This is a genomic window from Pseudoalteromonas sp. P1-8, from assembly GCF_001399985.1.
Classification (GTDB): Bacteria; Pseudomonadota; Gammaproteobacteria; order Enterobacterales; family Alteromonadaceae; genus Pseudoalteromonas.
This window is the reverse complement of record NZ_LJSO01000006.1, coordinates 233,252-246,728: the sequence shown is the minus strand read 5'-3', so window position 1 is coordinate 246,728 and position 13,477 is coordinate 233,252. Positions and strand designations below refer to the sequence as shown.

Annotated in this window: 12 protein-coding genes; 5 read left to right on the top strand and 7 right to left on the bottom strand. The window is 41.8% G+C overall.

Going from position 1 to position 13,477, the window contains the following annotated elements; genetic code table 11:
* Positions 1–7 precede the first annotated feature (7 nt).
* Complete coding sequence (locus AN213_RS10795; protein ID WP_054562845.1) at positions 8–886, bottom strand: acyltransferase; 879 nt, start codon at positions 884–886, stop codon at positions 8–10.
* Between the two features lie 21 nt (positions 887–907).
* Positions 908–2,788: a biosynthetic arginine decarboxylase gene (gene speA / locus AN213_RS10790; protein ID WP_055198634.1), complete on the bottom strand. Its 1,881-nt coding sequence runs from the start codon at positions 2,786–2,788 to the stop codon at positions 908–910.
* 198 nt (positions 2,789–2,986) lie between these two features.
* On the opposite strand from speA, the gene speE reads away from it, so the two are divergent.
* A complete protein-coding gene (gene speE / locus AN213_RS10785) occupies positions 2,987–3,850 on the top strand; it encodes a polyamine aminopropyltransferase (protein ID WP_055198615.1) in 864 nt (287 codons plus the stop codon).
* Positions 3,851–3,906: 56 nt separating this feature from the next.
* Here speE and AN213_RS10780 read toward each other — a convergent pair whose 3' ends face one another.
* The 3 genes from AN213_RS10780 to AN213_RS10770 all read right to left on the bottom strand — a co-directional run bounded on the left by AN213_RS10780 (position 3,907) and on the right by AN213_RS10770 (position 7,416).
* A complete protein-coding gene (locus AN213_RS10780) occupies positions 3,907–5,508 on the bottom strand; it encodes a methyl-accepting chemotaxis protein (RefSeq protein ID WP_054562847.1) in 1,602 nt (533 codons plus the stop codon).
* Between the two features lie 74 nt (positions 5,509–5,582).
* Positions 5,583–6,812, bottom strand: a complete 1,230-nt coding sequence (locus AN213_RS10775; RefSeq protein ID WP_055198614.1) for a hypothetical protein — start codon at positions 6,810–6,812, stop codon at positions 5,583–5,585.
* Positions 6,799–7,416, bottom strand: coding sequence for a methylamine utilization protein (locus AN213_RS10770; protein WP_054562849.1), 618 nt, complete (start codon positions 7,414–7,416; stop codon positions 6,799–6,801). Before AN213_RS10770 ends, AN213_RS10775 begins: the two co-directional genes overlap by 14 nt.
* 160 nt (positions 7,417–7,576) lie before the next feature.
* Between AN213_RS10770 and AN213_RS10765 the strand changes: the two genes are divergently transcribed.
* On the top strand, positions 7,577–9,619 hold the full coding sequence (locus AN213_RS10765) for a glycoside hydrolase family 97 protein (RefSeq protein ID WP_055198613.1): 2,043 nt from the start codon (positions 7,577–7,579) through the stop codon (positions 9,617–9,619).
* 133 nt (positions 9,620–9,752) lie between these two features.
* Here AN213_RS10765 and envZ read toward each other — a convergent pair whose 3' ends face one another.
* Together envZ and ompR are read right to left on the bottom strand one after the other, a co-directional pair.
* Entirely contained in the window at positions 9,753–11,048 is a 1,296-nt protein-coding gene (gene envZ, locus AN213_RS10760) for a two-component system sensor histidine kinase EnvZ (protein WP_054562852.1), read from the bottom strand.
* Positions 11,049–11,053: 5 nt separating this feature from the next.
* Positions 11,054–11,773, bottom strand: a complete 720-nt coding sequence (ompR, locus tag AN213_RS10755; protein WP_055198612.1) for a two-component system response regulator OmpR — start codon at positions 11,771–11,773, stop codon at positions 11,054–11,056.
* Positions 11,774–11,928: 155 nt separating this feature from the next.
* Between ompR and greB the strand changes: the two genes are divergently transcribed.
* The 3 genes from greB to AN213_RS10740 all read left to right on the top strand — a co-directional run bounded on the left by greB (position 11,929) and on the right by AN213_RS10740 (position 13,462).
* Entirely contained in the window at positions 11,929–12,411 is a 483-nt protein-coding gene (gene greB / locus AN213_RS10750) for a transcription elongation factor GreB (RefSeq protein ID WP_054562853.1), read from the top strand.
* A 114-nt stretch (positions 12,412–12,525) separates the two neighbouring features.
* Positions 12,526–12,831: a hypothetical protein gene (locus AN213_RS10745; RefSeq protein WP_054562854.1), complete on the top strand. Its 306-nt coding sequence runs from the start codon at positions 12,526–12,528 to the stop codon at positions 12,829–12,831.
* Positions 12,832–12,880: 49 nt separating this feature from the next.
* On the top strand, positions 12,881–13,462 hold the full coding sequence (locus tag AN213_RS10740; protein WP_055198611.1) for a CBS domain-containing protein: 582 nt from the start codon (positions 12,881–12,883) through the stop codon (positions 13,460–13,462).
* The last annotated feature ends 15 nt before the right edge of the window (positions 13,463–13,477 follow it).

Below are 13,477 nucleotides of genomic sequence, written 5' to 3'. Positions count from 1 at the left end.
AGCAATACTACTGCGTTTTTGCTTCTAACTCGGCTAGCTGCTGGTTTTTTTCATTCCAAATGCGGTTTAATTCAGCTTGAAAGTTAACTCTAAACTCAGCATCACCGGTGTAATCACCGATTAAATTAGGGCTTACTTCCATCACTTCTACTCGCACTTCGACTTCTTTTACACGACCACTGGCAAAGTCTACAAAGCTAGGAATACCACCAGGGTAATGAATAGTAACATTGACCACTTTGGAAATTTGCTCACCCATCGCTTGCATAACAAACGCAACACCACCCGCTTTTGGCTTTAATAAGTGCTCAAAAGGACTATTTTGGCGCGAGTGCTTTTGCGGTGTAAAACGCGTACCTTCAACAAAGTTAACGATACTTACTGGCATTTCTTTGAATTTTTCACAGGCTTTGCGCGTGGTTTCTAAGTCTTTACCACGCAATTTAGGGTTTTTCTTTAACTGAGCTTTACTCGTGCGAGTCATAAATGGGAAATCCAATGCCCACCAAGCAAGGCCTAAAAAAGGAACGTAGATTAGCTCTTTTTTCAAGAAAAAGTTTAAAAACGGTATGCGGCGATTAAACACGCGTTGCATTACAACGATATCTACCCAGCTTTGATGATTTGCGATCACCAAGTACCAGTCTTTCGCTTTTAGTTGCTCAAGACCTGTCACGTTTAGCTTATATGAAGCAAATATATTTTGGTTGATGCTGTTGCAACTCACCCACATAGTGGCGCATTGCTTAGCAATCCAACTCATTACTTTTTGCAATGGCTTAATTGGGATCAGTTTAATCACGCCACAAATAAAGATGGGCACAAACCAAAAAAGTGTATTGAGGGTGTAAAATATAAAACTGAACACACAACGGATCATGGACATTACTACTTATTCCTTTAATGCTTAATCTTCAAAATACGTATAGCCAGCAAGGCCTGCATTTAGTTCTGACAAATATTGTGCCTTAGATTGCTCATCAATTGCCAGTGAGTTAACCCGTTTTGCAAAGTTTTCAGCAAGAATGTCGCTATCATAATCAACAAACTTTAATACGTCCTTAACGCTGTCACCTTTAATTGCGTTAGTCAGCTGATAACCCGCTTCAGTAAGCTCAACATGCACTGAATCTGTGTCACCGAACAGGTTATGTAAATCACCTAAAATTTCTTGATACGCACCCACTAAGAACATCGCAATGTGGTATTGCTGACCTTGCTTGTACTCAGGAATAGGTAAGCTGCTCTCAATACCTGTACCTTCAACATAGTTACGAATTTGTCCATCAGAGTCACAGGTAATGTCTTGAATAATAGCGCGTTGCGTTAATGGCTGATGAAGGTTTTCTACTGGCATTACTGGGAATAACTGCTGAATACCCCAAACATCTGGCAGTGATTGGAATAATGAGAAATTAACAAATAGCTTATCGGCCAGCTTTTCGTTTAAATCATCTAACACTTCACGGTGGGCACGGGCATTCTCGCTGAGAGATGCTCGAACACGGTGTAAAATGGTGAAATACAGCTGCTCGAGCTTCGCCCATTCAAGCATAGTGAGTAGGCCATGCACATATTGGTCATGGGCTTCACTAAATAGATGCATTGCATCATGATAAATTTCTAGTGCCATACGTGGTGTTAAACGCTGTAAGCACTGCCACATTTCATCTAACACTAATACGCTGTCAGCCTCAGGCGCCGTTGGATTCGCATGGTTAGGTGCACGCTCAACATCAATAACATCTGTAATTAATACTGCGTGGTGCGCAGTTAACGCACGGCCAGATTCAGTAATAATGGCTGGGTGCTTAAGATCATGTTGTTGGCATACTTCAGCAAATGCATTCACTACATTACGTGCATACTCTTCAACACTGTAGTTCATCGAACACGAACTACGTGAACCAGACCCTTCGTAATCAACACCTAAACCACCACCAACATCAACTGTATTTAGTGGTACGCCTAACTGCGTTAACTCTGCAAAATGGCGGGCACATTCACGCAGTGCTCGATGAATATCACGGATATTGGCAATTTGAGAGCCGATATGAAAATGCACAAGTTGCATTAAATGGAGTTTATTACGTGACTTAAGTAGCTCAACCGCAGAAAGTACTTGGCCTGCAGTTAAACCAAACTTGCCTTTTTCGCCACCGGTGTTTTGCCATTTACCTTTACCTACCGAGTTTAAGCGAATGCGAATACCGATTGATGGCTCAATACCTAAGTCATCAATTTCAGCCAATAAGGTGGTTAGTTCAGACAGTTTTTCTACAACAATATGAACCTTATGGCCCATGCCTTGACCGATACAGGCTAAACGTAAAAACTCACTGTCTTTGTAGCCATTACAAACAATGGTAATTGGCTCTTGTGCTACACCTAAAATCGCCATAAGTTCAGGCTTTGAGCCGGCTTCAAGGCCGACTAAACCACTTGGATGAGCAAGTAGTTTACTAACCACAGAGCGCTGCTGATTAACCTTGATTGGGTAAACACAGGTATAACTACCTTGGTATTCACGGGCATTACAGGCTTTGGTAAAAGCACTCGTTAGGGTATCAACACGATTTTGTAAAATGTCGGTAAAGCGTACTAGTACAGGTAAAGTAAGACCTTGCTTTTTGAATTGCTCGGTTAGTTCAGATAAAGACACCGCAGCTTTTGTTTGATCGCCATCAGGGTAAGCCACCAGCTCACCTTGTGCGTTAATGTCAAAGTAACCGTCACTCCAATGAGCAACATTGTATGTATCGCGTGCTTTGTCTAAACCCCAAGTCATGGCAATATCTTCTGTAATTTCATTAAATATAAACGCACATTTTAATACGCTAGGGCTGACCACGCTAACAAAAATTGCGCTATATGCCAAAGTGATAAAAAATATTCGCTATACTGATTAAAATTTGATTGAGCAATTGGTCAAGCACTGGCAAAATTGCCCCCCTTTTTTACCATTAACCAAAAGTGTATAAGCAAGATGGCTAATTTAGATCAAAACAACTGGTTCACTGAAATTAGTGACCGTGATGGTAGTGCCTTTTCATTACGCATTACTAAAAAGCTTGATGAACAGCAATCGCCATTTCAAAAAGTAGAAATGTACGAAACAACTGACTTCGGTAATCTGATGATTATTGACGGTTGTACTATGGTAAGTAGCCGTGAAAACTTTTTTTATCACGAGATGATCAGCCATCCGGCATTGCTTGCACACCCAAATCCAAAAAATGTTGTGATCATTGGTGGTGGTGACTGCGGTACTTTACGCGAAGTTTTAAAACACCCAGGTGTTGAGAGCGTAACGCAAATTGATATCGACGAAGTCGTGACACAAATGTCACTTAAATACTTCCCTGAGCTGTGTGAATCAAACCAAGATCCTCGCGCAACAGTGATGTTTGACGACGGCATCAAGTACATGCGTGAAGCAGCGCCAGAATCAATCGATGTAGTAATTGTTGATGGAACAGATCCAGTTGGTCCGGGCGAAGGTTTATTCAACCACGCTTTCTATACTAGCTGTTTAACTGCACTTCGCCCGGGTGGCATCTTAATTCAGCAAAGTGAATCACCACTTATGCATATGCCACTATTAGTAGAAATGCGTGATGCAATGACAGAAGTGGGTTTTGTTGACCTACAAACGCTGCCTTTCCCACAGCCAATTTACCCAAGCGGTTTATGGTCAGTAACCCTTGCTCGTAAGTCAGAAGAATTCGCAGGGTTTCGTGAAGATGATGCAAATACACTGGCGCAAAGCACAGAATACTATAATGCAGGTATTCACCACGGCGCATTAGCGACACCAAATTATATGAAGCGTGCTTTTGAGAAAAAGTAAGCGTTTTTAGCTAGATGTAAAAAGGGCTCATTGAGCCCTTTTTTGTTGGTTTATAATTAGACTTTAAATCGATTCACTAAATGATTGAGCTCATCAGTGAGTTGATTCATACGATTAGCCACTTCTTGTGTTGAACTTGCTAAGCCGCCCCCTTGTTGGGTTTGGTCATTTAAGTCTGATAAATTTTGGCTAATTTCATCTGCTACAGCAGTTTGCTCTTCTGTCGCTTGCGCTGTCTGCATCGCCATATCATTTACCTTAACTGATGACTCTTGCATTGAGTTAAGAACATCATTGGTTTGTGTGAATGACTCAACCGCTTCATCGGCATATTGCTTACCACTGTTAATAGCTTGCAGTGACTGTTCTACGCTTGTAGCAAACTGCTCGACCATAGTTTGAATATCATTAGTGCTATCTTGCGTGCGAGTCGCAAGGGTACGAACCTCATCAGCTACTACCGCAAAACCTCGCCCTTGCTCTCCGGCGCGGGCCGCTTCAATTGCTGCATTCAGTGCAAGTAGATTAGTTTGCTCAGCAATAGCACGAATAACTTCAAGCACTTTAGCAATGTTGTCTGAGCTTTGTTGTAACTCAGTTGAACGCTGGCTGGCATGCTCCATGTTGTCTGATAGCGCAATAATTTTACGGCTTGAATTATCAACCGCAGCTAAACCTTGTTTAGCTAGCTGTTGTGAATTATCGGCTTCGTGAGATGAGTTTTGCGCCACATTAGCTACTTCGCGACTTGCTACACTCATTTCATGTACAGCACTGACTATCGACTCAGAAGCTTGGCTGAGCTTTTGATTAACTTGATGGTTTTGATTAGCAAAGTTATCTAAGTCGTTACCTAGATTGTGTAGCTCTTTCGCTTGCTCTAAAATATCTTTGATTAACTGCTGCAGATTATCTAAAAAACGATTAAATGCGGTTGCTAACTCAGCAAACTCATCTTGCGTTTTAACATTGATACGACCTGTTAAATCACCATCTCCAGAGGCTATTTCGTTAATCCGCTCTGTGACAAAGTTAATTTGTTTTGTAAGCTGGCGCGGCACAAAATAACTAAACCAACCAGCAACAGCTAAAACCACAGCAATCATCACCATAAGCATCACTTTAAAGCCTATTACTTTATCCATCAGCTTTTCTGTCTCTGCTTGAGAGGTTTTGTCTGCCGCTTCTCCGGCTTTATCTAAAATATCACGTAGTGCTGAAAAGCTTTGCTCAGACGCTTGTTTTTGTGAAGCATTTGCTGGGTTATTAATATGAGCTGTTGATGCTGCATACCAAGCGTCAAATGCGCTATCAAAGTTACGAAACTGACCGGTCACCTCAGAATATGGCGACATATAAGATAAATATTGCTTGAAACGGTCTTTAACCTGTTCGGCATTTTCTTGATGGTCAGTAAGTTGGCCTTTATCACCTTTCATTAGGGTAACGAGTTGCAGCTCTGCGACTTTAGCTTGGTATAGGTCTCGGTCAGCATTAACAACCACAGAGACCGCATTTAAGAAGCGTTCTGACTGTGCATCAATCGCTTCTTTTTGAAGGTTAATTAGATAGGTATAGCCAGCAATTAAAATGACGATAGCAATGCCGAGTAGCACAATAGGCAAAGAACTTTTGACGCGAATGCTTTGTAACTTCATACATTATCCTAATTCAAATTCTAATCAGCACGTTCATTAGAATGTTAGTAGAAAAACTGAAAAAGTGTATGAAATTAAAAGTGCCAGCTCGCTGAAAGTTGTAATTGCTGCTGCGAGTTATGCTCATTAAATCCCATACCAGGTCTATTTTGAGCGTCACTGCTCAGCACTGAATATTCAGCACCTACTTGCCACTTGGTCGACAGTTGATAACGCCAACTTGCGGTTAAAGCTTCTCCACGACTTTGATTAGGATCAAATTGCCAATCATCATGATCGCTAACCTTAAAATAATCATACCTAATTGTGAGAAGATGCTGGTCCAACTTGTGACTTAATAGAACAAAATGACTATAAAAATCATTGTCTACCCCACGATTTGTACCCATCGCAGTTTTACCATCAAGGATCTGAACAATAATCCGGGTTTGCTTATTAAACTTATATAACCATGCCGCGCTTAAAAAACGTGTATCCCACGCATACTGACCAGTACGGGTATTCAACGCACCTGGATCGCCATTGTTGTCATAATAATAAACACGTAATTGCGATTTTTTTTGATAATCCCAATGTGCACCGACGTAATAACCAAAGCGCCCATCGACTTCTTCGAAAGGCTCAACATACTCAGCTTGCTTATCTAACTGCGTCCACTCAAAAGAATGTGGAATAGCAAAGTCGATTTGTTCATTGAATGTGGTTTGCCTGTCATGCATAGCGAACCCTCGCCATGACAAGAGTGTTCCAGCTGGATCGTTACCTTTAAAAACCGCAGCAAAGCCTTCAAAGCTATGGTTACTTCTAAATTTTCTACCTGGGCGCTTGATGTTTGCCTCTAAACCAAAGGCCCGCACCTCTTCGCCAATCCAGCTATTAATCGCAGAATTAGTGTAGTTATAAGGTGACATCCAACCACTTTGTGGGTTTTCAAGTGACATTTTTGGATAAAAGCCACCCGCTTTAACAGCCCATTTGTAACGACTTGCAGTGAGCGGTTGATATTGTAAATAAGCCTGAGTAAAACCGACTGTTAGTTCAGGATCAGGATGGGCGTTAAGCACTGTATGCGCAGACCAATCACTCGTTAACTCAAAACGACTACTCAGCATAGCTTGGGATATCACAACACCATCATGCTCTTGGTCATAACGGTATAAGCCAATTCCTTTGCGCTGATAGCTCGCTAGTTGGTCACCACGCACAGCCGAAACAGTTACCAGCCCATCATGCTCAGCAAATGCCACTGCAGGCAACCCAAAAACACTCGCCAGTGCTAAAGCTTGCCATTTATTCATAATCATCAAACTCGTCACTGCTTAATTCTAGTTTTGGTAATAAGGCTTGTTTTAGCTGGTAGCTCAATGACTTTGCATTGTTAGTCATATCGATGGTTTCTGGTGTGCTGATATCATTAAAGCGGTCATGCCAAACAGCCAAAGTAAACTTACCTTCTGGTAAGCTTAACTCAACCATACCTTGCTCATCTGTTTGCCCATAAATACCCCCATCTACAACCACAATGTAACCCAGCATCCAGTCATGAATGTTACAGCCAAGCTCAACAACCCCCGATTGTGCAAAGTTAATCGGTTTTTCTGGTTTATCGTGGTAAAGCTTTAACTCAAATTGCTTTGCTTTAGAAAATGAATAAACGTGGTGCATGATTGAATCAAGGTTAGGAAACTCAACATTAGCCCCTTGTGGCACTGCCAACACATGAGGCACAAAGGCACGTTTTTTTTGGCTCATCGTGTAATGACTATCAAGAGATGTGAGTTGTTTTGAGCCTTTAAGCCAAACCACTGCATTTTTGACAGGTTGATTCTGCTTATCAACTATCTGTATTTGCTGTGCCAATAAACATTGACTAAACAATAGTAGTAGCAACAGGGTTATTCTTGTCATTTTGCTAAACCTTTTTAGGTGCTGGGCTGGATATCGCCGCGTTCACTTTGTTGAATACGTATGCAGATCTCTCGTATTAACCAGCAAGTCACTTTATGCTTTAAGGATATATGTGAATACATGACAACAATCCATAACCATAAGCCGCCAAGGAACAACAATGCGATTAACTGCCTTAATGTTAGCAGCCTTTTCAGGTACTTGCCTAGCACAAACCACAACCGTCAGTTCACCTGATGGGCAGATCAAAGTAACTATCTCAGATGAGCAACACACACCTAGCTACGAAATCAGCTTTGCCGGTAAACAAGTCATTGCTAACTCTTCGTTAGGCCTTGTTTTTAAACAACAACCAGCAATGAGTGAAGGTTATAAAATTAGCAGCCAAACCACTGATTCGGTAAAAAGCAGCTGGGAGCAACCTTGGGGTGAACGCCAAACTGTGGTTGATAACCATAACGAAGTCGCTGTTACCTTTAAAAAACCACAACCACAAGGTGGCACATTTACGGTACGTTTTCGTGCTTTTAATGATGGTGTAGGCTTTCGATACGAATTACCAAAACAAGCTGGCTATGATGATGTAGAAATCACTAAAGAGCTTACAGAGTTTGCTATTACAGATTCATCAGATGCAACAGCTTGGTGGATCCCCGCTCGTGGTTGGAACCGTTATGAATATGTTTATAACACCACCCCACTTCATAAAGCAGCACTTGTGCACACACCATTTACTATAAAAAATAAAGAGGGTGTGCATATCAGTATTCACGAAGCTGCCCTTGTTGATTATGCAGGCATGGTTTTAAATCAACGTCGTGATGGTACCTTCCAAGCCGATCTAACACCTTGGTCAGACGGTGTAGCGGTCAAAAAACAAGGCGCATTTAATACTCCTTGGCGTACAATTCAAATTGGTGATGAAGCCGTTGATTTAATCAACTCAGATATCATCTTAAACTTAAACGAACCAAATAAACTGGGTGATGTATCTTGGGTAAAACCCGGTAAATACGTAGGTATTTGGTGGGGTATGCACATCAATGAAAATACTTGGGGTAGCGGTAAAATTCATGGAGCAACCACTGCAAACACTAAGTATTACATGGACTTCGCTGCTAAATATGGCTTCGATGGCGTGTTAGTTGAAGGCTGGAATATTGGCTGGGATGGCGACTGGTTTTTTAACGGTGACGTATTTAGCTTCACACAACCTTACGACGACTTTGATATTGAAGAGCTGACACGTTACGGCAAAGAAAAAGGCGTACAATTAATTGGTCACCACGAAACTTCGGGCAACGTGACCAACTACCGTAACCAAATGGAAGATGCATTTGCGTTATACGAAAAATCAAATGTAAGCCAAGTTAAAACAGGTTATGTCGCCGACGGTGGTAACATCAAGCGTATCGATGAAAACGGCATTGTACGCAAAGAATGGCACGATGGTCAGTTCATGGTTAATGAATACCTACACAACGTAAAACTAGCTGCAAAGCATAAAATTAGTATCAACACACATGAGCCTGTGAAAGATACCGGCCTACGTCGTACATACCCGAACTGGATTGCTCGTGAAGGTGCCCGTGGTCAAGAGTTTAACGCATGGGGGACACCACCGAACCCACCAGAGCATATTCCAATGCTAGCTTTCACCCGTATGCTTGCAGGCCCAATGGATTTTACGCCAGGTATTTTTGATATGGGCTTTAACGGTTTAGGTGCTGATACCAACCGCCCACAAACAACCCTAGCGAAGCAATTAGCGCTATACGTTGTAATGTACAGCCCAATTCAAATGGCGGCAGATTTACCACGTAACTACTTAGCGAAGCCAGATGCATTCCAGTTTATTCAGGATGTACCAACTGATTGGCAACAAAGTATTGCACTACAAGGTGAAGTTGGCGATTACGTTGTGTTTGCACGTAAAGAACGCAAGCGTGATCAATACTCAGGTAACGACTGGTATCTAGGTGCTGTTACAGACGAAAAAGCTCGCACTTTAGAAGTGAAGTTAGACTTCTTAGATAAAGGTAAAAAGTTTGAAGCGCAAATCTACCGTGACGGTGACAAAGCCGAATGGGTAAATAACCCTTACGACTTAAAAGTAGAAAAACGCATTGTTACTGCTGATGATAAGCTAACGTTAAAGCTTGCCACCAGCGGCGGCACAGCGATTCGATTTAAAGCAATCTAAGCTAAAAGCTGTAAGTTTTAAGCTTCAAGAAAAAAGAGCGCGGCATTTGATGTCGCGCTTTTTTATGGCAATAAAAAAGCAGCCCACTCGGGCTGCTTGAAACTTATAGCTTAAGGCTTAAAGCTAAATACTTTTAAAAAGGCAAATAGATTTGCGCGCTTAGGCCACCTTCTGGACGATTAAGTAGTTGTACTCGGCCGCCGTGCATATCGACAATACGTTTAATTATCGCAAGGCCTAAGCCACTGCCTTCGCTACCGCGAGCGGCATCACCTTGTTTAAACGGTTCAAATACAGTTTCAAGTTCGCTTTCTGGGATCCCCGGGCCGTGATCGTTAACCACGACCATGGCAAACTTTTTATTACTGCTCACGCGGGTTTCAACCTCTATATCACCATCTGAATAGCGAATTGCGTTTTCAATCATATTAGTAACAACACGCTTTATTGCTACCATACTCACTGGTACTTCGCTTAAGCTCGGATTCTCTTTAAAGGTAATAGTGCGGTGATGTTTTTGTTCAGCTTCGACAACTTCTGAAACAATCGCGTTTAAGTCTTCTAGCTCAAGTTCTTCACGTTTATGGTGGCGTAAATATTCAATGAATTGGTCGATAATGGCATTCATGTCTTCAATATCATGAATGATCCCTTCACGCAGGTAATCTTCATCGTCCGACATCATTTCGGTAGCAAGGCGAATACGTGTAAGCGGGGTACGTAGGTCATGGGAAACACCTGCCATTAATAACCGACGGTCGTTCTCAAGAGCTGCAATACCACGCGACATTTGGTTAAACGCACGGGTTACTTCAATAACTTCAGTAGAGCCTTGCTCTTCTAGCTTGGTAGAAAAGTCACCCACCCCTACTTTAACAGCGGCTTGTTGCAGTGCCTTTAAAGGTCTATTTAGATGGCGGGCAAACAACCACCCACCGAGTACACTTAAAAAGCCAATACTCGATAAATAAAAGGTTAAGAATTTTAGGTTGTTTTCTTGCAGGCCGGTGAGCGGCACGCGCACCCAATAACCCGGTGCTTGCGGTGCTTCAACCCAATAAACAAGTGGATCGGTTTGGCTTATTCGTACCCGAGCAGAGCCATTGAGTTCTTTCGACATACTGCGCGATAGCATGGAGTACTCACGAGTTTCAGCCAACCCCTCACTCATCGCTTGACGTTGGGTCATCACTTCGATGCCGGTGATCTCAAAAAACTTGTCTGAGGCTTCCTTGCTTACCTCAACCCCTTCTTCCCATTCGATAAACACGGTTTTCACCTGTTTCGAAAGGATCAGGTTTACTTGTTCTATAGTTGGTTTAACAACATAAAAACTGACCGTGATATAAGAGACAATTTGATTGATTAACAGCAGGGCCGCAACCAAAAATACCGTTTGTCCAAACGCACTACGTGGAAACATGCCCATTACTGTTATTTTTCACCGTCTGGCACAAATACGTAGCCTAAGCCCCATACTGTTTGTATATAACGAGGATTAGCGGCATCCACTTCAATCATACGGCGTAAGCGTGAAACCTGAACATCGATACTGCGCTCAAGCGCACTGTAATCTCGGCCACGTGCTAAGTTCATCAACTTATCGCGACTAAGCGGTTCACGAGGATGAGTCACTAACGCTTTTAATACCGCAAACTCACCACTGGTTAACGACATTGTTTTATCACCATGGTTCATTTCGCGGGTCGCAAGGTTTAGTGTGAAGTCACCAAAGCTAATTTCGTTTTCTTCGGCAGCCGGCGCACCTGGCACTTCTTTAGCACGACGACGTAAAATTGCTTTAATACGCGCTAACAGTTCACGTGGGTTGAATGGTTTAGGAATATAATCATCAGCACCAAGCTCTAAACCGATTATGCGGTCAACTTCATCGCCTTTGGCTGTGAGCATTACAATTGGAATGTCATTTTCTTTTTGACGTAAACGACGGCAAATAGATAACCCATCTTCACCTGGTAACATTAAATCTAATACAATCAAGTGGAAGTTCTCGCGCTCTAATAAGCGATCCATTTGCTCTGAATTTGCTGCTGAGCGAACAATAAAGCCTTGTTCTACAAGGTAACGCTCTAGCAAACTACGTAAGCGCATATCGTCATCAACAACCAATACTTTTGTCGTTTCGTGTCCCATAACTTTCATTCTTTTTGTAATATGTTACTTATTAATATAAATGAAAAAGTTAAGAATAAAAAACGAATTACGCGCTTAGATTGTTACTGAACATTTCAAAATCCGACTCGACAAAGGCATACTTTGCAGCTGGTTTTCTTTTTAGGCTGAATAAAATGGCAAAGACAAATTTAATAACCCGAGAAGGGTATCAGCAATTACAACAAGAACATGACTACTTATGGCATGAAAAGCGCCCTGAAATTACCAAAATTGTTACTTGGGCAGCAAGCTTAGGCGACCGTTCTGAAAACGCCGATTATCAATTTAATAAACGTGTTTTACGACAGATAGATCGCCGCGTACGCTATCTTCGTAAACGCATGCCAGATCTTAAAATTGTTGACTACAACCCACAGCAAGCAGGAAAAGTGTTTTTTGGTGCTTGGGTCGAAATTGAGAATGAACAGGGCGAAACAAAGCGCTTTCGTATTGTCGGCCCCGACGAAATTTACGAACGCAAAGATTACATTTCGATTGATGCACCTATGGCTCGAGCGCTACTTGGCAAACAAGTAGATGATGACTTTTCGGTGAACACGCCTGAAGGCGCAAAAGAATGGTATATCAATGAGATAACTTATCCGGATGCGAAATAATTTTTGCCAGAAAATTCAGAAAGCGTTAATTAGTGATTGTTTAGTCTAAAAATGTGATCTATAACTAAAGGTACTCAAGATAAATCATTACTTGAGTTTTAGAAGGTAGTAAGTATGTCAAACGCAATACAACGCATAATGAGTAATGCCATTGTATTCGCACTATTAATTAGTGTGAGTTTGATATCTTACGCCAGTGATATAGAGAGCCATTCAGACAGTGTTACGCCAACCGCTCACTTTATTGCGTGTGATAGTGCAGACCCTGCCAACTTAGATACCGACCTCGATAAACATACACCTGCGTTCGTTGCTAATGTAGCCCAACCACTGCCAGATGCACGTGTGGTTTCGTATGTTCACCCTTGTAATAAGGTGTCTGTTTATAGCGCGCACCAGCGAGGGCCACCTGCTTTTTAATTAACTCAAATTTTCTATTTCAGTTTTATTAAAATGTATGGTGACCAAAATGAATAATTTCAAAGAATTACGTCTTCAAGATATCTCTAATGGCGCATTATCTAATGCAGTGAATGAAGTTGAGCCAACACTAGATCTCACTTCTTCAGCTTTAAAAGTACTTAATAGCTTTACTAAAAAAGATCCTTTACGTGCACATTACAGCACCACTATTGTTGATGCTTTAAAGCAAACAAATAGCTGTTGCTCAGATTTTATTTTAGTGGTTGATAACGAAGATAAACTACTCGGTATTACTTCTAGTGCCGATCTGCAAAGCTCAAAAATTATGATCCTTGCACAGCGCTTGAACTTACACCGTGAAGAAATTACTTTACACGATGTAATGACGCCACTTAGCAGCTTAGCTGGTGTGAGCCTGCAAAGCATCAGCTACGCAAGTATTGGCGATGCACTGCAAACCATGGAACACCAAGGTATGATGTTCTTATTAGTAACCAGTGCTAAAAAAGAAATATGTGGTTTGATTTCAGCTCGAGAGATCGCTAAAAAATTACATATTCCTGTTAATATCAACCCAATTGCTAATGGCTTTAGCGAAGTATTACAGCAGGTTGATCACCCGCACTAAGCGTTAAAATCTGCG

Coding starts and splice junctions, on each gene's coding strand:
- AN213_RS10795 (WP_054562845.1), bottom strand. CDS start 886: ATGTCCATGATCCGTTGTGTGTTCAGTTTTATATTTTACACCCTCAAT.
- speA (WP_055198634.1), bottom strand. CDS start 2,788: ATGACTTGGGGTTTAGACAAAGCACGCGATACATACAATGTTGCTCAT.
- speE (WP_055198615.1), top strand. CDS start 2,987: ATGGCTAATTTAGATCAAAACAACTGGTTCACTGAAATTAGTGACCGT.
- AN213_RS10780 (WP_054562847.1), bottom strand. CDS start 5,508: ATGAAGTTACAAAGCATTCGCGTCAAAAGTTCTTTGCCTATTGTGCTA.
- AN213_RS10775 (WP_055198614.1), bottom strand. CDS start 6,812: ATGATTATGAATAAATGGCAAGCTTTAGCACTGGCGAGTGTTTTTGGG.
- AN213_RS10770 (WP_054562849.1), bottom strand. CDS start 7,416: ATGACAAGAATAACCCTGTTGCTACTACTATTGTTTAGTCAATGTTTA.
- AN213_RS10765 (WP_055198613.1), top strand. CDS start 7,577: ATGCGATTAACTGCCTTAATGTTAGCAGCCTTTTCAGGTACTTGCCTA.
- envZ (WP_054562852.1), bottom strand. CDS start 11,048: ATGGGCATGTTTCCACGTAGTGCGTTTGGACAAACGGTATTTTTGGTT.
- ompR (WP_055198612.1), bottom strand. CDS start 11,773: ATGGGACACGAAACGACAAAAGTATTGGTTGTTGATGACGATATGCGC.
- greB (WP_054562853.1), top strand. CDS start 11,929: ATGGCAAAGACAAATTTAATAACCCGAGAAGGGTATCAGCAATTACAA.
- AN213_RS10745 (WP_054562854.1), top strand. CDS start 12,526: ATGTCAAACGCAATACAACGCATAATGAGTAATGCCATTGTATTCGCA.
- AN213_RS10740 (WP_055198611.1), top strand. CDS start 12,881: ATGAATAATTTCAAAGAATTACGTCTTCAAGATATCTCTAATGGCGCA.